At 47.0% G+C, this 21,671-nt stretch carries 20 protein-coding genes; all 20 read right to left on the bottom strand.

The features are described 5' to 3' along the window. Positions 1 to 289: 289 nt before the first annotated feature. Positions 290 to 1,798, bottom strand: coding sequence for a lysine--tRNA ligase (gene lysS, locus QP775_RS25105; RefSeq protein ID WP_239333784.1), 1,509 nt, complete (start codon positions 1,796 to 1,798; stop codon positions 290 to 292). A gap of 307 nt (positions 1,799 to 2,105) precedes the next feature. Further along, a complete protein-coding gene (greA, locus tag QP775_RS25100) occupies positions 2,106 to 2,585 on the bottom strand; it encodes a transcription elongation factor GreA (protein WP_028543413.1) in 480 nt (159 codons plus the stop codon). A 275-nt stretch (positions 2,586 to 2,860) separates the two neighbouring features. After that, positions 2,861 to 3,901, bottom strand: a complete 1,041-nt coding sequence (gene dusB, locus QP775_RS25095; RefSeq protein WP_285109315.1) for a tRNA dihydrouridine synthase DusB — start codon at positions 3,899 to 3,901, stop codon at positions 2,861 to 2,863. A 33-nt stretch (positions 3,902 to 3,934) separates the two neighbouring features. Beyond that, positions 3,935 to 4,099 carry a helix-turn-helix domain-containing protein gene (locus QP775_RS25090; RefSeq protein WP_275444845.1) on the bottom strand — a complete coding sequence of 55 codons (165 nt, stop codon included), beginning with the start codon at positions 4,097 to 4,099 and terminating at the stop codon, positions 3,935 to 3,937. A gap of 11 nt (positions 4,100 to 4,110) precedes the next feature. Then, positions 4,111 to 4,650, bottom strand: a complete 540-nt coding sequence (gene folK, locus QP775_RS25085) for a 2-amino-4-hydroxy-6-hydroxymethyldihydropteridine diphosphokinase (protein WP_285109314.1) — start codon at positions 4,648 to 4,650, stop codon at positions 4,111 to 4,113. Then, positions 4,647 to 5,090, bottom strand: coding sequence for a dihydroneopterin aldolase (folB, locus tag QP775_RS25080; RefSeq protein WP_239333792.1), 444 nt, complete (start codon positions 5,088 to 5,090; stop codon positions 4,647 to 4,649). Before folB ends, folK begins: the two co-directional genes overlap by 4 nt. Before the next feature lie 54 nt (positions 5,091 to 5,144). Continuing rightward, positions 5,145 to 6,002 (bottom strand): dihydropteroate synthase, encoded by an 858-nt coding sequence (folP, locus tag QP775_RS25075; RefSeq protein WP_239333794.1) that lies wholly within the window; start codon positions 6,000 to 6,002, stop codon positions 5,145 to 5,147. 69 nt (positions 6,003 to 6,071) lie between these two features. Continuing rightward, positions 6,072 to 6,959, bottom strand: a complete 888-nt coding sequence (locus QP775_RS25070; RefSeq protein WP_285109313.1) for an aminotransferase class IV — start codon at positions 6,957 to 6,959, stop codon at positions 6,072 to 6,074. A 1-nt stretch (position 6,960) separates the two neighbouring features. Continuing rightward, the gene (gene pabA / locus QP775_RS25065; protein ID WP_239333798.1) at positions 6,961 to 7,536 is read right to left on the bottom strand and encodes an aminodeoxychorismate/anthranilate synthase component II; all 576 of its coding nucleotides are present in this window, start codon (positions 7,534 to 7,536) and stop codon (positions 6,961 to 6,963) included. Positions 7,537 to 7,555: 19 nt separating this feature from the next. Further along, complete coding sequence (locus QP775_RS25060) at positions 7,556 to 9,130, bottom strand: anthranilate synthase component I family protein (protein WP_285109320.1); 1,575 nt, start codon at positions 9,128 to 9,130, stop codon at positions 7,556 to 7,558. Positions 9,131 to 9,364: 234 nt separating this feature from the next. After that, the gene (cysK, locus tag QP775_RS25055; RefSeq protein WP_285109312.1) at positions 9,365 to 10,303 is read right to left on the bottom strand and encodes a cysteine synthase A; all 939 of its coding nucleotides are present in this window, start codon (positions 10,301 to 10,303) and stop codon (positions 9,365 to 9,367) included. A gap of 213 nt (positions 10,304 to 10,516) precedes the next feature. Next, positions 10,517 to 11,461 carry a peptidylprolyl isomerase gene (locus QP775_RS25050; protein WP_239333802.1) on the bottom strand — a complete coding sequence of 315 codons (945 nt, stop codon included), beginning with the start codon at positions 11,459 to 11,461 and terminating at the stop codon, positions 10,517 to 10,519. Between the two features lie 100 nt (positions 11,462 to 11,561). Continuing rightward, a complete protein-coding gene (gene hslO, locus QP775_RS25045) occupies positions 11,562 to 12,476 on the bottom strand; it encodes an Hsp33 family molecular chaperone HslO (RefSeq protein ID WP_275444848.1) in 915 nt (304 codons plus the stop codon). Between the two features lie 55 nt (positions 12,477 to 12,531). Beyond that, positions 12,532 to 13,305 carry a type III pantothenate kinase gene (locus tag QP775_RS25040; protein ID WP_285109319.1) on the bottom strand — a complete coding sequence of 258 codons (774 nt, stop codon included), beginning with the start codon at positions 13,303 to 13,305 and terminating at the stop codon, positions 12,532 to 12,534. Between the two features lie 4 nt (positions 13,306 to 13,309). Then, positions 13,310 to 14,173, bottom strand: a complete 864-nt coding sequence (nadC, locus tag QP775_RS25035) for a carboxylating nicotinate-nucleotide diphosphorylase (RefSeq protein WP_285109311.1) — start codon at positions 14,171 to 14,173, stop codon at positions 13,310 to 13,312. Further along, on the bottom strand, positions 14,166 to 15,782 hold the full coding sequence (gene nadB, locus QP775_RS25030) for an L-aspartate oxidase (protein WP_239333806.1): 1,617 nt from the start codon (positions 15,780 to 15,782) through the stop codon (positions 14,166 to 14,168). The genes nadC and nadB overlap by 8 nt, the downstream gene beginning before the upstream one ends. A gap of 66 nt (positions 15,783 to 15,848) precedes the next feature. Continuing rightward, entirely contained in the window at positions 15,849 to 16,787 is a 939-nt protein-coding gene (gene nadA, locus QP775_RS25025; protein ID WP_239333886.1) for a quinolinate synthase NadA, read from the bottom strand. Positions 16,788 to 17,038: 251 nt separating this feature from the next. After that, the gene (gene ftsH, locus QP775_RS25020; protein ID WP_239333808.1) at positions 17,039 to 19,162 is read right to left on the bottom strand and encodes an ATP-dependent zinc metalloprotease FtsH; all 2,124 of its coding nucleotides are present in this window, start codon (positions 19,160 to 19,162) and stop codon (positions 17,039 to 17,041) included. A 92-nt stretch (positions 19,163 to 19,254) separates the two neighbouring features. After that, entirely contained in the window at positions 19,255 to 19,800 is a 546-nt protein-coding gene (gene hpt / locus QP775_RS25015) for a hypoxanthine phosphoribosyltransferase (protein ID WP_028543429.1), read from the bottom strand. A gap of 212 nt (positions 19,801 to 20,012) precedes the next feature. Continuing rightward, a complete protein-coding gene (gene tilS, locus QP775_RS25010; protein ID WP_285109310.1) occupies positions 20,013 to 21,593 on the bottom strand; it encodes a tRNA lysidine(34) synthetase TilS in 1,581 nt (526 codons plus the stop codon). Positions 21,594 to 21,671 lie beyond the last annotated feature (78 nt).

Here is a 21,671-nt window from a genome sequence, read left to right as displayed (position 1 = left end):
TGTTCAGTTTTCAAGGAACAATGTGTGATTACTGAAGCACCGTTTCGCTTCGTTTCACCGTGTCGCTCAGCGGCGACTTAATTAATATACCATAGCCCTATATGCAGTGCAACAGGTAAAAAAATACATTTAACATTATGCGGTTGCGTTATTCGGAGCCCGCCCTAACGATCTATACCAAGAACAATAATATGTTCTACGCATTGGACTCAACAGACGTTATACATAAGTGGTTCCTTCTTATTAAGAAGACCGACTCCAAGGAGTCGGTCTCATACATAAGTAGAACTTAGGCGTTGCCGCGATCACGCATATGCGGGAACAACAGTACATCACGAATGGATGGAGCGTTAGCCAACAGCATAACCAAACGGTCCACACCGATACCAAGACCACCTGTAGGCGGCATACCATATTCGAGCGCGCGGATAAAGTCGTCATCCATCTCGTGAGCTTCATCGTTACCATGCTCACGTTCTTGCAATTGTGACTCAAAGCGCTGACGCTGATCAATCGGATCATTTAACTCAGAAAATGCATTAGCATGCTCACGCGCAACGATAAACAGCTCAAAGCGATCCGTAAAGCGAGGATCTTGCTCATTTTTCTTCGCAAGTGGAGATATCTCAACTGGATGTCCGGTAACAAATGTAGGCTGAATTAACGTTTCTTCCACAAACTCTTCAAAGAACGCATTCAAAATATGCCCAAATGAGAAGTGCGGTTCAACTTTTACCTTATGTTGTTTTGCAAAGCTATGTGCTTCCTCATCCGTCATATGAACAGAGAAGTCGACCCCCGTTGCTTCCTTAACTGCATCTACCATAGACACCCGACGCCATTGTGGAGTCAGATCAACATCGTAATCCTGGTACTTGATCTTGGTCGTACCAAGTACTTCTTGCGCAATGTGTGCAATCAAGTTCTCTGTCAAACTCATGATATCCTCATAATCAGCGTAAGCTTCATATAATTCAATCATCGTAAACTCCGGATTATGACGAGTGGATATACCCTCGTTCCGATATACACGTCCGATTTCGTATACCTTCTCCATACCACCTACAATAAGGCGCTTCAAGTGCAATTCAATTGCAATGCGCATGTACAACTGCATATCAAGTGCATTATGATGCGTGATAAATGGACGTGCAGCAGCACCACCAGCAATAGCGTGCAGTGTTGGTGTTTCTACCTCCAAGAAGCCTTGTCCATCCAGATAACGACGCATCGACTGAATAATACGTGAACGCGTGATAAATGTTTGCTGCACATCAGGGCTCACAATGAGATCTACGTAACGCTGACGATAGCGGAGCTCAACGTCCTTCAGGCCGTGAAACTTGTCCGGCAGTGGATACAACGACTTAGAGAGTATTTCAAGGTCAAGGACCTTAATAGAAGTCTCACCTGTCTTGGTTTTAAATACCACGCCGCGCACACCGATAATATCCCCGATATCCAACAAATCGAATGCTGCGTATTTCTCTGTCGGTATCGTGTCTTGACGTACATATATCTGAATACGACCCGTCAGGTCTTGAATATGTGCAAAGCTTGCTTTCCCCATTCCCCGCTTAGCCATCATCCGGCCTGCAAGGCTTACTTCTACATGCTGTTCTTCTAGTTCTTCCTTCGGCATATCTGTATAGTTGTCCAATACTGCTTTAGCTGTATGTGTACGTGTATACTTTGTACCAAATGGATCAATGCCAAGCTTGCGCAATTCCTCTAATTTGTCACGGCGAATCTGCAGCAACTCGCTTAGTTCCACTTCCTGATTAACGACATCCGTCATGAAGTTCACTCCCTTATTTTTGCAAACCAATGCAATCCATTCATTGTAATTCTCAAAATAGCATAACGGAAAATAACATAACGGCTAGCTTACATCCGTTACTTGTTCGAAAACAATCGTTGACCGTCCCGTTATTAGCTTATTGTAATGAAGCACGTGAATGCGTTATTTTTCTCTTCTTAGTATAACAGAGTAGCCATATGAATGTTCAAGCTATTAAGTATGGAAAAAAAGCTCCCTTACGGAAGCTTCTTAACCATTGTTCTTTAAAATGCTTAGTTAAACCAACGCGATTTCATAAGGCTGATTAGTTACCTTTTATTTCTACAATCTTGTATTGAATAACGCCCGCTGGAACGCTCACATCAACAACAGTGCCTACACCTTTGCCAAGAATCGCTTTTCCTACTGGACTTTCATTCGAAATTTTATTTTTTAACGGATCTGACTCCGCAGTACCAACGATTGCATATTCCATTTTATCGCCATACTCCAAGTCTTCAACGATAACGGTAGATCCAATGCTTACGATATCTGTATTAATATCATCATTGTTGATGATACGAGCGTTGCGCAGCATTTTCTCCAATGTAATGACACGGCCTTCGATAAAGGCTTGCTCGTTCTTGGCGTCTTCATACTCAGAGTTCTCGCTGATATCTCCATAGCCGATAGCTACTTTAATACGTTCTGCCACTTCGCGGCGCTTTACGGATTTGAGATTATCCAGCTCTTCCTCTAATTTTTTAAGGCCGTCCTGAGTCAGAATTACTTCTTTATCGCTCATCTTACCGATTCTCCTGTCATGATCATTATTTTCGCAACGCGAACTGTCTGTTGTATATAGAAATGTAAATACGCCGGTGAATTCCGGGCAGCCGCGGCGAATACCTTATTCCATCATATGGCTCTAAGCGCACATGATGACTCTCTTGAGTATGATTAGGGCCAACGTACAGCGCAGTCAACACATCAAGACCCGAGGCGATTTTTCTAATGTTGAATTATATGGGATGAATTTGTAAAAGTCAATGAGACCAAACACCCTCTATTGAAAACGCTTCAATGGACATTGTCCGATTGTGCGTCCTGCTCCGATCCAGAGGTCCCACGTACACGATCAAACTCACCAGCATTAACCTGCTCCACATAACGTTCCAGCATACGTACAACTTCATCACGATGCGTCTCTTCCATTATGGCGTCTTTGACACGTGCTGCTCCAGGAAGCCCCTTCAAATACCATGCCAAATGTTTGCGCATTTCTTTGACGGCTACATGTTCACCTTTAAGCGCGATCAAACGATCCATGTGAACCACTGCGATTCGTACCTTCTCCTCTGCCGTCGGATCGGGCATCAGTTCACCGTTCGTCAAATACTGCACCGTTCGATACAACATCCACGGATTACCGAGTGCACCTCTTCCGACCATGACACCATCACAGCCTGTAGTCTCCAGCATCTTCTTTGCGTCTTCAGGCGTAAAGACATCGCCGTTACCAATAACCGGAATGTCAACCGCTTCTTTAACTTGCTTAATGTAGCTCCAGTCAGCAGTACCGGTATAGAGTTGTTCTCTTGTTCGTCCATGAACACTAACTGCTTGTCCGCCTGCCCGCTGCACAGCAAGTGCATTGTCGACAACAAAAATATGTTCATCGTCCCAACCAATTCGCATCTTAACAGTTACAGGTTTGTCAACCGCGTCAACGACTGCCGATACCATTTCGTAAATTTTGTCGGGATTTAGCAGCCACCGCGCACCTGCATCGCATTTTGTTACTTTAGGTACAGGGCAACCCATATTAATGTCAATAATATCTGCATTTGACTCTTTATCGACAATCTTCGCCGCTTCAACTAACGATTGACGGTCTCCGCCAAATATTTGCAGACTAAGCGGTTTCTCACGATCATCTACATACAGCATTTCACGTGTACGTTCATTTCCATGAACGAGCGCCTTGTCACTTACCATTTCGGCACACACCAAGCCGCAGCCGAACTCCTTTGCAATCAATCGAAACGCCGGATTACATACCCCTGCCATTGGGGCCAGCACGACTTGATTTTTCATTTCAATACCAGCGATCTTCAGCATCTCGCTCACGCTCCTTCCTCTAGTTGCCATTCTCTATGTGTTTGTGCTGTTTGTGCTCGTATTAGCTTCGCCCGTTAATTCACTAACTGATATACGAAGCACACCCGCTATACGTTCAACCATATGGTTATCCGCACTTCGGTTGCCTCTCTCCAGCTCGCCAATAACGGTGACCGATACATCCGTCTTTTCCGCCAATTGTTGTTGTGTTAATCCCCGGAGCTTGCGGAAAGCACGAATTCGTTTGCTGATTCGAATCGTCCCCACAGCCGAATTCCTTCCTTTCCTTCCAGTGTACCCAAGCGTTCCCGCACGAATGCGTGTAAGTCCTTCTCCTGTTCGAGAACAATATCCGACAAAGGTACAAGAACAAACAACCGTTCCCCCATACGAGGATGTGGCAAAATCAATCTGTCATTGTTAGATATGTGCCCGTTCATCCACAGTATATCAAGGTCAATCGTACGTGGACCATTCCGAATATCACGAACACGTCCCAGTTGGTGTTCAATCCCTAGCATTACGTCTAAAAGTGCTAAGGGCTCCAACGTAGTAACTACACGTGCTGTCATATTCAGAAATGCGGGCTGATCCTCATAGCCAACAGGGTCCGTCTCATATACGGCAGAACACCGAGTGACACGAATATCATCACATTGATGAAGCATGCGCAGCGCTGTGCATATGGTCCGCTCCCGCTCCCCTAGGTTCGCACCTAATGCGATATAAGCTTCCTTCCATGCTGTCATGATGATTGTTCGCCTCCGTCACTAACGCGCGCGCGCGTCATTTCAATGGTAACACCTGAAAAATGAATGTCAAATGGGGGATTCGGCTTCGTTACACGAACAGTCGCCTCGTTGATAAGAGGGAACGTTGCAAGCAGTACAGTCGCGATTCGCTCTGTAAGTCTTTCCACCAGCAAATGGGATTCTTGCTCCACAATCGCCTTAACCACCTCGTGAATGAATGCGTAGTTAATAGAAAGTTCCAGATTATCGCTTACCCCGGCCTGTTGCATGTCTACTTGCAAATCAAGATCAACAAACCAATTTTGACCCAATCTCCGCTCTTCTTCAAATACCCCATGCTTACCGAAGAAAGCCATCCGCTCCAGCTTCATACGATCAGGTTTAACAACACGTGTTGATATAGGTATTATGTCTTGATATGTAGGCAAGTCGCTCATCCTGGTCACCCCTTGTTGCTATTGTATAGTCGCGAATTAATAATCAATATTACATTACATGCTGCTAGCTGTTTTCTTGGTTAGCATCGCATCACACATACGCGCAGTACGAGCATTAGACTTCACATCATGAACGCGTACAATCTGGCATCCTTGAGCTATTCCAAGCGTCGTGGTGGCTAAAGTTCCCTCTACAACATCATCAACAGGGAGCTGCAAAGCATCCCGAATGAATCGTTTACGGGACGTCCCCAGCAATACTGGATAACCAAGAGCGACCAACTCATCCAAATGATGCATCAACCGTAAATTGTCATCCCCATTTTTGGCAAACCCAATGCCTGGGTCTAACCAGATGTGACTCTCTCGCACGCCTGCAAGCTTCGCCAAGGCCACACTCTCCAACAAGTCTTGTTTTACATCCTCCACGTAGTTCACATAATTCCGTTCAGGGCGATTGTGCATCAGTACAATTGGGCATTCGAATTCAGCCGCTACACGTGCCATTTCCGCCTCCTTCTTGCATCCCCAAATATCATTAATGATATGGGCCCCTGCATGTAAGGCTTGCCGCGCTACTTCTGCTTTATAAGTATCAACAGACAAAGGAATGTGTGGAATCTCTGCATGCAGCGCTTCGATAACAGGCACAACCCGTCTAAGTTCTTCTTCCTGTCCAACTGGCGCCGAACCGGGCCTAGTAGACTCCCCACCGATATCCAGTACATGAGCACCGTCTGCTATCATCTGCTTGGCATGTTCCAGCGCATCATCAATGCGACTATATTGGCCTCCGTCAGAGAATGAGTCGGGCGTTACATTTAAAATACCCATAATTAAGGTATCACGTCCCAGCTTTAAGCTAGCGTCGTTCAAGGTATAAGTGCGTTCATAAATGGTTGGTGCCAGCACTTTAGACACACCTCCTTAATGCATCGTCTCGTTGCGTCACAAGGTGTGTACGGACGATAATAATTATGCTCAGTCTAACCAACAAGCTGTTTCACGACGGTAAGCTGCAAGCAATTGCTGCGTTATAGCTCCAATTTGGCCTGCACCTATCTTTATTTCCGTATTGGCGTCACTCCATAAGGTAGTTACAGGCACAATTTCTTGAACCGAAGTAGTCACAAATACTTCTGCTGCTTGCAGCAGCATTTCCCAACCAAAGCGGCCTTCTTTAATAGTTAGTCCTTGTGCACATGCTAGCTCGATGACACGGGCTCGGGTAATACCAGGCAATAGGCCTGTATCGATAGCTGGCGTAATAAGCGTATTGTCCACTATGGCAAATACATTACTTACAATACCTTCCGTTACATAGCCATGTTCATTCAGCATAAGCCCCTCCGCTCCAAGCTTCGCTGACGGGTAAGTCATCAGCTCCCGCTTGGCCAATATGTTGTTCATGTAGTGGCCTGATTTGTAGCGAATGATGGATTCAGGGCTATTCCTTTTAGTGGTGAGCAGTTGAAGCGGACGTCCTGTTTTATATAACTCTTCTGGAAGAGGAGGAAGTGGCTTAGTCAGAACCATGACAATCGGGTGCACATAATTATCCGTTGGCAGGCCAAAACCCTGCTCCCCTGCACTGACAGTAAGCCTGATGTAGGCCTCATTGAGCCCGTTCGCATGCATGACGTCTCTAATATGGATAAACATCTCATCAGATTGTACACGAAGTATAATGCCTAAGTCATCACATGCATCATGCAAACGATCCAGATGATGCTCCAACAAATAAGGACGTCCGTTATAAGTCCTCATCGTCTCAAACAACGTCATTCCGTATAAAAAGCCGTGATCCCACACCGGGATCACAGCTTCCTCCGCTGACCTTAACTTGCCGTTCCAACCTATGATAGTCATGCTACTCTCCTACCTTTGCAGAAAGAAAGTTACGCAGCATCTGGTGTCCGTGGTCAGTAATGATGGATTCTGGGTGAAATTGTACGCCCTCAATGAGGAATTGTTTATGACGCAAGCCCATAATCTCGCCCTCAGCCGTCTCAGCCGTTATCTCCAGGCATTCTGGCAGCGTCTCCCGTTCTACAATTAAAGAGTGGTACCGCGTAGCGGTGAATGGAGACGGAAGCCCCCGAAAGACCGACTCACTATGGTGGTGAATCGGTGATGTTTTGCCATGCATCAATCGTGCTGCACGGATCACGTGGCCGCCGAAGGCCTGCCCAATCGCCTGATGTCCAAGACATACACCAAAGATCGGAATCCTGCCTTTGAAGTGGTCGATAACAGAGAGCGTAATCCCCGCTTCATTAGGTGTGCAAGGACCCGGTGACAGTAAAATGTGATTCGGCTTAAATTGCTCGATATCGGCAATCGTTATCGCATCATTGCGGTATACCTGAACATCCTCTCCAAGCTCCCCCAAGTACTGAACCAGATTATACGTAAACGAATCGTAATTATCGATAACTAGTATCATCCGCGATACCTCCTCGTCCTTATGGGCTTGCTCGCAGCTCATCCAACGAACGTTCGCTCATCTGGACGGCTTTCCATAACGCCTTGGCTTTACTTAGACTCTCTATATATTCACGCTCAGGATCAGAATCGATTACAATACCCGCTCCTGCCTGAATATGAGCTATTCCATCTTTCATCGTTAAAGTTCGAATAATTATATTTAATTCCATATCGCCGTTATAGTCAATCCATCCAAAAGAACCCGTATAGGGGCCGCGACGAACAGGCTCAAGCTCTTCTATGATCTCCATCGTGCGCACTTTAGGTGCGCCAGTAATCGTTCCTCCAGGAAATTTGGCTCGGATTACATCGTACGCATCTTTGCCGCCTGCCAGCTTACCACGCACATTCGAGACAAGATGCATGACATGAGAATAATATTCGATAGCCATAAGTTCATCTACAAGAACAGTTCCATATTGAGAAATACGACCCAAATCGTTCCGATCAAGATCGACCAGCATAATGTGCTCAGCCCGCTCCTTCTCATTGGTACGCAGTTCTTCCGCCATGAGTGCATCTTCTTCTGGTGTACGACCTCTACGTCTCGTTCCCGCTATCGGTCTGGCCGTAACTTCACCCTGTTCTAGCTTGACCAACAGCTCAGGTGAACAAGACACAAGCTGGAAGTCAGAGAATCGCATCAAGCCCATATAAGGAGACGGATTCACGTGTCGCAGCCATTCGTACAACTGCTCTGGCGAATCTTTTACTTTACGCATTTGACGCATCGACAGATTGACCTGAAACACATCACCTTGTCCAATGTATGCTTGAATACTTCTGACTGCCTCTTTGAAATCTTCCTTCGGAAATGCAGCCGTCACACCCTCGTATGCTTCCACATCGATGGCTAGTCCCTCTTGCAGCAGTTGTTCGCGCAATTCGTGTTGGAGCACTGCAGACGCTTCTTCCGCAGCCAACATCCACTTATCCCAACTCTTTTTCATAAATGCTGCGTCCTTTACGGCTGCAGCATAGACCTCGGTTAACCCCTCTGTGCTAACGTGAGGCCAATTCGTCATCACAGCACAATACAACACATGCTCTTTATGATCAATAATCCACAGTTCATTCATTTGTAGAAATACGTAATCTGGCAATTCTAAATCATCTTTAGCTATATTAGGAAGACGTTCTATAGAACGTGCAACGTCATAGCCGAGATAACCGACGCAGCCACCAGTAAACTTAGGGGCGCCTTTGACGCGAGGGGAACGGAAAGGAGACATCCAATGCTTTATCGCCGCTAAAGGTTCCATATCCAAATGCATAAGGTGCTGGTCGCCAGTCTTTACAGTGGCAGAATTCCCTTTACCCGATAGAATCGATACGGGCTTGAGCCCTAGGAATGTATACCTACCATCCTTGCCGCTTTCTAATACGAAGCTGTTTGGCTCCGCTTCTTTCCAAGCCTCCAACCAGGAAGGCATACGCTGATATCGTGTGTCCATAGAATAGGACTCTATATACGGCAGAATTGTATATCCTTTATCAATCCAAGTACGCCATTGCTCCAAGGAGCAGGATTGCATAGGCGTTATCATATTCATCTGACTCACTCGTTCACCTCATTGTTGTATATGGCGCTGACTACAAGTCTGCTGTGTACGCAATCCGCCATTGAATACACCTAGTATAATAGAAAGACGAATGAGGCGAAAGCGAGACAACGAACCCCCCGCTGATCAGTTACAGGAAGCTCCTGCACCATTCAGCGGGGGGTTTATCTACAGACATGTTAATCATCAGTTGTTCAGGCTAGCATATCTGCGTCGCTTTCAAAATTAATCCTCAAAATTAAAGAGCGGTGTACTAAGATAGCGCTCGCCGTTACTTGGTACGATAGCGATGACACGCTTGCCTACTCCTAACTCCTTTGCCAATTGGAGAGCAGCATTAATCGCCGCGCCGGAAGAGATCCCGACCAGTAATCCTTCCTCCTTGGCAACACGACGTGCTGTCTCGAAAGCATCTTCATTCTCTATCGTAATGACTTGATCATATACCTCACGATTCAAAATATCAGGAATAAAGTTAGCGCCAATACCTTGGATCTTGTGTGGTCCTGGTTTACCTCCGGACAAGATCGGTGAAGCGGCAGGTTCTACCGCGACAATACGAACGTCTGGGAAGTTCTGCTTTAGTACCTCACCCGCACCAGAAATCGTACCTCCAGTCCCAATTCCTGCGATAAAGCCGTCTAATTTGCCGTCCAGAGCATTAATCGCTTCAACAATTTCCGGTCCTGTCGTCTCACGGTGAATCTTAACGTTAGCCTGATTCTTGAATTGCTGCGGAATGAAGTAGCTCGGATTCTCAGCGGCAAGTTCTTCCGCCTTGCGAACTGCACCATTCATACCTTCCGAGCCTGGTGTCAGCACTAGCTCAGCACCATATGCGCGCAACAGGTTGCGGCGCTCAAGACTCATCGTTTCAGGCATTACCAATATGGCTCTATACCCCTTGGCAGCAGCTACCATGGCAAGTCCGATTCCCGTGTTGCCGCTTGTAGGCTCTACAATTGTAGCTCCCGGCTTCAAGTGACCCTCAGCTTCGGCTACTTCAATCATGCTAATGGCAATACGATCCTTAACACTTGATCCTGGATTCTGATACTCAAGCTTTACATACACCTCAGCACTGCCTTCGGGAACGATTCGATTCAAGCGGACAAGCGGTGTATCCCCAATTAATTCCGTCACGCTGTTAACGATTCTTGCCATGATTATGCCCTCCCATATGATAAAATGAATCTTATTTATTTCCGAGTAATTCAGTTGGTTTTATTACAACCTATCTTATCAACGTTATATCACGATGTCAATACACATTTTGCAAAATGTGGTACTTTAGTCGCCCAAAAAAAGCAATGATGAGAGCCTGTATCTGCTCTCGTCATTGCCTCTTCTTTGTCATCTCATTGTCATTATCGTTAATTAGGAATCAGCCTCGTGATCTAATAGCTTGGCATCGTACTTCACCCGCAGCTTCCGTTCAACTTCCGTAAGTGGATCGGCCTTAGACAGTGCTACCTCCCGCCGAGCTCGCTGTCGAACCGAGCTGCGCCCAAGCGGATCATCCTGCTTGCGTCCGCTTAACATTACGATTGCATACCCATCCGTAATCTTAACCGGCTCCGACCACTGTCCGACATCCAACTGGGCGGCGGTCATCAGCTCGTTTGCAGCTATAAATGGATCATCATCATCGATCCATCCCAAGCTCCCGCCAGCGGCGGAGCTAAAGGCATCTATTGAATATTGGCGCGCCAATTCAGAGAATGCCTCCCCCTCAGCCAGCCTATCTGACACCTTCCTCGCATTAGCCAGCGTGTCTGTTACAATATGCGACATCTCATATGCAATAGTAGACTCGAATTGATCCCTGTGTTCGGTTAAATACATATCTATCTCTTCATCTGTTACCTGAATTCCATGAATCGCTATTTTCTCTAATCGAAGATGATTGATCGCATCATCTCGAATCTGCGCCGGGTTCATACCCAACTGCTCCCGCATCGCTGTATAGTAGGCTTCCTCACTTTCATAGCCAGCCATCTGAAGACGCAGCTCCGCAGCTACTTCCTCATCCGCAACATCAATGGCTAATGCTTCTGCTTCCAGCCGTACCGCCTTCAATGTCATCATTTGATCCAGCACCAGCATGCCATACTGCCGTTGTAGCTCCCCGATCCATTCCTCTTTTGTTATCGGATTGCCACCCACAGTAGCAAGTATTGGAGGTGCTGAGGAAGGGCCGCTTTCTAGGTTAGACCTACTTCCAGAAGAATCTGCTCGAAATATAAGAATTCCTCCAAGCACAAGGACACAGGTAAACAGTATAAAGATACAACCCCATAAGCTCTTGACTACTTTGGTCATATGGCTTAATTTCCTTATCCTCATTGCTTGCTTCGCACATACAAAGCGGCTTAATGCTCAAGACATGCGACATCCAAGTCTTCAATCGGTTCTTTATGACTTACTTGTTGACTTGTTCGACGAGCTCCTGCAGCTTCTCTCTATTAAACGTATACGCTTCATTACAGAAGTGGCACATAACTTCTGCCTGTCCCTCTTCTTCAATAATAGCTTGCAGCTCTTGCTTGCCCAAGCTAATCAGTGTTTGTTCAACCCGTTCCTGTGAACACTGGCAGCGGAAGACAATCGGCATATGCTCCATGATCTGCACATCTTCTACGACCCAGCCCAACATCTCTTCCAGTTCCAACCCTTGACTCAACAGCGCTGTAATAGGTGGTAAAGCACTAAGCGACTGTTCAATCTTATCAATTTCCTCATTGCTTAGGCCTGGCAGCAATTGAATGATAAATCCGCCTGCATGGATGACTGTGTTATCTACATCAACAAGCACACCCAATCCAACAGCAGATGGCGTCTGTTCTGAGGTAGCGAAGTAATACGTAAAGTCCTCACCTAACTCCCCCGAGATGATAGGCGAGCTTCCGCGATAAGGTTCTTTCAGTCCCAAGTCCTTCGTCACGTGGATAAAGCCATCACGTCCTACTGCCCCTGCAACATCCAGCTTGCCTTGATCGTTGCTCGCCAGATGTACTTGTGGATGAGTAACATAACCTCGCACTTCACCCTTGGCATTGGCATCCGCTACGATCTGTCCAAGCGGCCCTTCGCCTTTAACCTGCACGGTAAGCTTCTCTTCCCCCTTCATCATCGCACCCATCATAGCTGCTGCCGTCACTGTCCGTCCAAGTGCTGCAGTTGCTGTGGGATAAGTCTGATGACGATGTTGAAGCTCATCTACAAGATGGGTTGTGCGTACTGCAAACACACGTACCTTGCCATTTAGCGCCGTACCACGTACCAGCATATCCATACGTTCTTCCTGAGCAGATGTTGATTCATTGCTTGTAGTCATTCTTAATTGCCTCCTGTTGCCTGTAAAATGTTAGACGCGCTAACGTATGAAATAGTTACACCATATTTCTCTGATAAATAATACGAAGACCTTCTAATGTAAGCAGCGGATTGGTCTCTTGCATCGTAACTGATTCGCTGCTGATCAACTCAGCAAGCCCACCCGTCCCAATAACACGGGGCTTCGTCCCGAGCTCTGACTCAATACGTCCTATAATGCCATCTACCTGACCTGCGTATCCAAAAATAATACCAGCCTGCATCGAATGTATCGTGTTGCGGCCAATGACTGACTTCGGCTTTGTCAGCTCAATTCGGGGCAGCTTGGCAGCTCTCTGGTACAACGCTTCTGTCGAAATTCCGATGCCGGGGACGATTGCGCCTCCCATATAGTTTCCCTTTGGATCGATCACATCAAACGTTGTTGCTGTTCCAAAATCCACAATAACAAGCGGCTGGCCGATACCATAGATCTCAATGGCCGCGACCGCATTTACGATGCGATCAGCCCCTACTTCACGTGGATTCTCATAACGAATATTAAGGCCCGTCTTAATGCCCGGTCCTACGATAAGGGGGTCTTTCCCCAGATAAGTATCACATAACTGCTCCATCGTTCGCATTATGGGCGGAACAACAGATGATATGATAACACCATCGATATCTTGTACCGATAGCTGCGACATGGACAATAAATTGTGAATCATCACACCATATTCATCAGATGTGGCCTGACGATTCGTCGCTAAGCGCCAATGGTGAAGAAGCTTGTTCCCTCTATAAACACCAAGCACAATATTGGTATTTCCTACGTCTATGACGAGAACCACAGCTTTACCCCACTTTCTTCTCATTAAGGTCCAAACTAATGTCCAATGCATTAAAGGAATAGGTAAGCGCACCTACAGAGATAACATCAACACCAGACAAAGCTTTTTCACGAATGGTCTCCAAGGTTACACCTCCGGAAGCTTCGATTAATACATGCGGCACTTGTTCACGGATCACTTTAACCGCTTCCTGCATATTGCTCGAGCTCATATTATCCAACATAATAATATCTGCGCCCGCTTGTATAGCCTGCTGTACTTGATCCATAGATTCCGTCTCGACCTCGATTTTCATCGTATACGGTATATGCTCACGTGCGCGTGAAACGGCATCGCGTATACTGCCTGCGCCTTTAATATGATTATCTTTAATCATAACAGCATCGTACAAGCCAAACCGATGGTTGGCTCCGCCCCCAACACGAACCGCATATTTCTCCAACGCACGGTGTCCGGGAGTTGTCTTGCGTGTATCCACTAGCCGTACTGGAAGTCCCTCAAGTGCCTGCACAAATACAGCTGTCTTCGTGGCAATGCCAGACATACGCTGCATCAAGTTAAGTGCCAAGCGCTCGCCCGTTAATATACTATGTGTACTGCCTACAACCTCAGCTAGTATCGTGCCTTTCTGAACCCGTTCACCTTCCTGCACCAAGGCATGAAAAGTCAAATGGGGGTCTACCACTTCGAACACAGCTTCTGCAACGGGAAGCCCCGCAATAATACCGTCTTCTTTGGCATGGATAATACCTTTGGATTGTTGACCCTGGGGCACGGTAAACGCTGTTGTAACATCACCTGTACCGATATCTTCCTTCAGCCATGCTGCAATCTGTTCACGCAGGGCCAGACGTTCTATATTAAACATCGTTGATTCTCTCCTCTGTAATACCGCGTTCGCGATGAATCAGGGTGTGCTTGCGCCAATGCCCATCGTCACGATCAGAAAAATCCTCCCGATAATGAGCCCCACGGCTCTCCTGCCGCCAATATGCCGATTCCGTTACAAGCAGTGCGCAGGTAAGCAAGTTCGCAAATTCATACTCTTCTCGTCTCGTCAAACGGGATTGGAAGAAGCCAAGCTGGCGCTTCAATTCATCAAGTCCTTTTATCATACCTTCCGCGTCACGACGCAAGCCAGCATACCGGACCATTATTTTTTGCAACTTGAGGCGTCGTTCGACTACTGCCTGCATCGGTATGTCATGACGACCGGTCTGAACGGACAGCCCTTTGACTCGATTGGTTGGCTGAGATAACTGATGAATGCGCTCCACAATTCGGCGACCAAATACAATGGCCTCGGACAATGAATTGCTGGCCAGGCGATTTGCACCATGAACACCAGTAGAAGAAGTCTCCCCGCAGGCAAACAAGCGGCCGATATTGGTCTCGCCGTTCAAGTCCGTCTTAACCCCACCCATCATATAATGAGCTGCAGGCGACACCGGAATCCAGTCACTTGTCAGATCAAGCCCATACTGCAAACAGGTCTCATATATAGTGGGAAAACGATGCTTCACCATCTCTTCAGACTCATGAGTAATGTCCAAATATACAAATGTGGACTTGGTGGCCTCCATTTCGCTAACTATTGCACGAGCCACAATATCACGCGGAGCCAGCTCCTGCTGGTGGTGATATCGTTCCATAAAGCGTTCGCCCTTAATATTGCGCAGAACAGCGCCTTCCCCTCGTACCGCCTCAGAAATTAAGAAACGCGGTGCTCCTGGATAGCTGAGGGCAGTAGGATGGAATTGGTTGAACTCCATGTCCTGTATGTATGCACCAGCCCTGTACGCCATAGCGATGCCATCACCCGTTGCTACTTCCGGATTAGTCGTATATCGATACAATTGTCCTGTGCCGCCCGTACATAAAATCGTTGCCTTACCTGTTATATATACGCGGTCACCATCAGGACGCTGTACAACAGCCCCATGACATTCGCAATCTTTTATAATTAAATCGATAGCAAAATGATCATCCCAAACGGTTATGCTTGGAATGTTCTTTACTTTCTCGGCTAAGGCACGTACGATTTCAAAGCCTGTCGCATCGCCATGGGCATGTAAAATTCTGCGATGACTATGCGCACCTTCCTTGGTCAAGGCCAGCTCACCATTTTCAAAATCGAACTCCGTGCCCATCTTCATCAGCTCTTTAACACCGTCCGGTCCTTCATGAACCAGTACATTCACTGCCTCCGGCGAGCATAAGCCGGCGCCCGCAACCAATGTATCCTGGCGATGATAAGCAGGAGAATCATCATCTGATATAACAGCTGCAATACCACCCTGTGCATACCGAGTATTGCTGTCGAAGAGCGACTTCTTGGTAATAATGGTCACCCTGTGCTTCCGGCTAGCCTGAATCGCCGCAAATAACCCCGCAATTCCCGCCCCGATAATAATGACATCGGTCTCTTCATGCGGCAGTTCATCTAGTGAAAAATCGATCAAATACGGAGGTATCATATCCGTTCACTCCTTGTTATCCGCTCTTGAGTGCATAACTCTCCTACAGAAGAGTAGCGCATGCTACTACTTCACCTGTAACATGCGCTCCAATGATAACCGTGCTTTCTCGGCAACTTGCGGCGGAACATAAATTTGCGGCTGCATCGTTTCGAGACATTTCACGAGTTTTTTCAAGTTGTTCACTTTCATGTTGGGACAAACAAGGTATTTCGTTGCAAAGTGGAACGACTTATGAGGACTGTCTTTCCGCAGTTGGTATCCCGTACCATCTTCTGTTCCTACAATGAATTCTGTATACTCTGAATCCCGGCAGTATTGAAGTATGGCCGTCGTACTTCCGACAAAATCCCCCATCGCCACAACCTCGGGTCTGCACTCCGGGTGCACAACAAAGGCAGCATTAGGATATTTGGCTTTCATCTCAACTACATCTTTAACGGTCAGCATATCATGAGTATTGCAGTAGCCTTCCCAAATGATCATTTCTTTGCCGGTCATATCTTGCACATAATGACCTAAGTTCTTATCCGGTACCCATATAATCTCTTCGGCATCAAGCGACTCAATCACTTTGACCGCGTTAGAGGAGGTACAGCAAATATCAGTTTCTGCCTTAATGTCTGCTGAGGAGTTAATATATGTTACAACCTTCGCATTGGGATGCTGAGCTTTCAGCTTGCGAAGTCCATCTACATTCACCATATCGGCCATCGGGCAGCCAGCACGCTCGTCAGGAATAATGACGGTCTTGTTCGGCGCTAATATCTTCGCGCTCTCCCCCATAAAGTGCACACCGCAGAATACGATAACATCTGCATCCGTCTCTGCTGCCTTCTGAGCCAACAAGAACGAATCTCCTCGGAAATCAGCCACCTCTTGAATCTCATCGCGCTGATAATAATGCGCCAGTATGATAGCATTACGTTCTTTCTTCAACTGCATAAGCCGCTCGCGCAGCTCACGATTCTGCTCTTCCTTACGCGCCAATGCTAGTGCTTCCAACTGCACGTAAACTTCACCCCTTGGCCTTGTCATTAACACCTAATTTACACAACGCTATTACGTGTGTCAATTCACAATTACACGCATCGTACGCAGTAGTTGTCCGTATCCGAAGTATTCCTTGGCTTATCCTTACTCATACATCGGCTTAGAGCTTTTGTCGCCGCATTAGGCAAAATGTGCAGTTATACGTCAAGAAGAGCGTACCTACAAGGCACGCTCTTCTTATATCAACTGGTATCCCAGTTGGATTATTTGTCTTCGTCTTTCTTCTCCGGCTGCTCCACAGCATCTTTAACAGCATCGTCCGAGCTCGATTCATCCTTTGCTTCAGAAGGCGATGTCGGCTGAGCAGGAGTAGCATCTACTGATTTGGAATCCGTATCCGTCGATGTAGTTTCAGGCTTCGCATCCCAAGAGGAAGGTCCAAGCTTCTCTGGCTTGCTCACCAGATTCACTTTAACATCTCCCGTATTATCAACAGTTGTAACCGTCTCTGCAGTTTCAGAAGATTGCGGTTTGACAGTATCGTCAATCGCACCATTCTCAATCAACTGCTTCATGTCCTCCAACTCAAGCGTTTCACGCTCAAGCAACGCATTCGCCAGCAAATGTACTTCTTTCGAACGTTCCGTCAACACTTGACGTGCTCGCTCGTAACAAGCATTGATCATACGCTGCATCTCTTGGTCAATCTCATAAGCGATTGCATCAGAGTAGTTCTGCTCATGGCCAAGGTCGCGTCCCAAGAACACTTCGCCTTGACGGGAGCCGAATTGCATCGGTCCAAGCTTATCACTCATACCGTATTCCATAATCATGCTGCGAATAATACGTGTTGCTTGTTGGAAGTCACTATATGCACCGGTACCAATTTCGCCGATAAATACTTCTTCTGCGACACGGCCCCCGAGCATCCCAGTTACGCGATCCAGTAATTCCTGCTTCGTCAGCAGCATCCGGTCTTCCTTCGGTACCATAGCAACGTAACCGCCAGCGCGTCCACGCGGCACGATCGTAATCTTATGCACTTGATCCGCCGCTTCCAGGAAGTAGCCAATAATCGCATGGCCTGACTCATGATAAGCAACTACGCGTTTCTCTTTGTCGCTGACTACGCGGCTGCGCTTCTCCGTACCAATAACGACACGGTCGATCGCTTCATCCACGTCTTGCATCGTAATATCTTTATGGTTTTTGCGGGCAGCAAGTAAAGCTGCTTCGTTCAACAAGTTCTCCAGGTCAGCGCCTGTAAAGCCAGTTGTACGTTTCGCAATCGTTTCTAGCTTCACGTTCTTGTTCAGCGGCTTGTTGCGTGCATGCACCTTCAACACCGCTTCACGGCCTTTCACATCTGGGCGGTCAACCGTAATTTGACGGTCAAAACGGCCCGGACGCAGCAAGGCAGGGTCCAAAATATCTGGACGGTTGGTTGCTGCCACGATAATAATACCTTCATTGGCGCCGAATCCATCCATCTCAACCAGCAATTGATTGAGCGTCTGTTCCCGCTCATCATGGCCGCCGCCTAATCCGGCACCACGTTGACGACCAACAGCATCAATTTCGTCGATAAAAATAATACATGGAGCATTTTTCTTCGCATTTTCAAACAAATCACGAACACGCGACGCACCAACACCAACAAACATCTCCACAAAGTCGGAACCAGAAATGCTGAAGAATGGCACGCCTGCTTCACCCGCAACTGCACGGGCCAGCAACGTCTTACCTGTACCTGGAGGTCCGTTCAACAGAACGCCCTTCGGAATACGAGCGCCAAGTGCAGCAAACTTGCGTGGGTCTTTGAGGAACTCAACCACTTCAACAAGCTCTTGCTTTTCTTCATCTGCACCTGCTACATCTTCAAAGGTGACACGTTTCTTCTCTTCATTATAGAGACGAGCACGGCTCTTGCCAAAGTTCATTACTTTGCCGCCGCCGCCCTGAGCTTGATTAAAGAAGAAGAAGAACAGGATGAACATAATAATGAATGGAACAAAGGATGTTAGAAGCGTCAGCCACAGGCTTTGCTCTTCCATCTTCTTCATTTCGAACTTCAAGTCCCCCTGCTTGGTACTTGCATCCATTACTTCTTGCACAGCCGGAGTACTATCCGGTATGTACGTGACGAAGTTTAAGGATTGGCTCTTGGAGCCCTCTGGCACTTTTTTATATTTACCGATGACCAAGTAAGCTCGACCTTCGTACTGCATAGTAAGTGTTTCTATATTGTTGGCCGAAAGCTCTTTGCGAAACTGGTCATATCTCGGGGTGTCTGTGGCTTCGTTGCCGCTTCCGATGAATTGAACAATGCCCACCACGACTAAAAAAAGAATCAGATAAAAACCAGAATTCTTGATGAACCGATTCATCCCCTACCTCCTCTCAAAGACACGAAGTTATTGTATCATAGCACGTCTTACCATCTCAACTTGCTTAAACCGTATAATGGCAGGTTTGTGCTTTATTTCTTATCGGTATAGATCTCGGGCTTCAGCACTCCGATATATGGCAGATTACGGTATTGTTCGGCATAATCCAGACCGTACCCGACGATAAATTCATCCGGCAATACAAATCCCTTGTAATCAGCCTCCATATTCACCGACCGTCGAGCTGGCTTATCGAACAACGTAACCACTTTAATGCTGTTCGCTTTGCGGCCTTGCAGAACTTCAATTAGATAACTAAGCGTAAGCCCAGTATCTATGATGTCCTCCACAATCAACACATCTCGACCTTCAACCGACACATCCAAATCTTTAATAATACGGACTACGCCGGAGGACTTAGTGGATGCACCGTAGCTGGATACCGCCATGAAGTCCATTTCAACTGGAACATCAACGCGCTTGACCAGATCCGCCATAAAGATAAAAGCACCCTTCAAAATACAAATAGCAAGAGGCTGCTTACCTGCGTAATCACGGCTTAGCTGTTCACCCAGCTCTTTCACCCGCGTTTGAATCTGTTCTTCGCTGAATACTACTTTCTCAATGTCGTTATGCAATGATGGGCCCCTCCTAGAGTGAATACTAATACTTATGACTTCATCTCTTCATCCATGAACCGCTAGGAAAATGAATGCTGCTGTAAATCTTGGCTTGTTGCGGCAGGCGTACGGTCGGTCATTGAACGGCAAACCAATATCCCCCTCGCAAAACCAAGTATCCATTTACGAAACACACTTATATACGAAGCGGCAACACGAATGGTTACATCTCATTTGCGAAGTGACGATGCGAATCCGATATGTAAAATGGAGCGTGTTGCCGGCTGAACAAGTGCCATATCAGATCTCCGGACTCCGGGAATCCAGATAATATTCTCTTGCCCGTCCGTAATGACTGGCAGAGAGTCACGCAGCGTTGGCGGCACTTTCATGTCGACGAACATATCTTGCACTTTTTTGCTTCCATTTAGTCCTTGAACTCGCATCCGGTCTCCCGGCATGCGCGTTCTAATCTTAATTGGCCATTGCAGCTTATCCGCGTCAAACGCAGCTTCACTGCTATTCTTCAATGAGTATGTATGATTCGAGTCCGTCTTATGGCTTGCGATTGTCCAAGTAATCGTTCCTGTATGAGTCGGTAGCTGCAGGATTCCTTCAGTCGCTGTGCGTTCAATCCATAATTTTCTCTGTCGACTTTCCGACAAATCAGGATGCACTGTTTCAGGGTCCAATAGCCAGATCAAACGATTATATTCTCTATGGAAATGCACCCCGCCTCCGACGTCAGCCTTTAAAGTCGTCGGATCTTCTTGAATCGCCATAAGCCGCAACCGTTCAACGGCGTCGTAATTGACCTGTTCCGCTTCCCGTAAGAGATAATTTAATATTAGTTTAATCAACCTGCGTTGTAAAGCAACATGTACCTTAAGAAACAAGTTGCGATCCAGAAGGCATCCGCCCCTATATGTCGCGGCATAATAAGAAATTAGCTCATCGTCCCTGGTCAGTTTGGAAATACAAGGCTCTATGTCCATGCTATTACCATCATTCCACGCCTTCACATGACTTTCAAAAAAGAGTCTTGTCTCGCTTTCAAGCCAGTCATGATCACCCTGCATCATTTCAGCCATCTGACCTAGCGACTCAACCAAGCGGGGATTCTCCTGCTCCAACATCGGCAGTACATCAAGGCGAAGACGATTGCGAAGATAACTCCGCTTACTGTTACTGCTGTCATTCGCATAAATAATACCTCGTGATGCGCAGCGCTGCACAATATCATGCTTACGCATGTCAAGAAGCGGACGAATGTAGTTAATGCCTGCCTCTGAACGCTTCCACACCATCCCGCTCAGCCCTGCGGTGCCAGTTCCGCGCAAAAAGCGCATAAGCACCGTCTCCGCTTGATCATCTGCATGATGTGCGAGTGCAACAAGCGCAGCTTTGTGCTTAACCGCAACTTCACGGAGAAATGCATATCGCAGCTCGCGGGCAGCCGCCTGAGCGTTCATCCCGTACCGCTGCGCGTGATCAGGGGCATCAACTCGAGTCATCTCAAATGGCAATCCGAGAAGTGCCGCTTGCTCCGCAACAAGCAACGCCTCTTCATCGGATTCCTCTTGACGAAATCCATGATGTACATGCGCAATGACCAATTGGAGCCTTTCGTTCGAGACGCTTATTTCCATGTGTGCAAGCATATGCATCAGAAGCATCGAGTCAGGTCCACCGGACACCGCCACAACAACACGATCGCCCACATCCCACAGTTTGCGCTTTATGGCCTGTTCATGCCGATCTTGTATCCATCTCTGCCAGTCATAATGGTCAACATCTTCGCGTGCAGACATGCTATATTCCTCCAACCTTTTAACCCGTCTATCATTACTTACCCTATTCCATACTTAATTCTAAATTAAAACTGCAAT

Source organism: Paenibacillus sp. UMB4589-SE434, from assembly GCF_030226685.1.
In the GTDB taxonomy this organism is placed as follows: Bacteria; Bacillota; Bacilli; order Paenibacillales; family Paenibacillaceae; genus Paenibacillus_B.
This window is presented reverse-complemented; position numbering and strand designations above follow the sequence as displayed.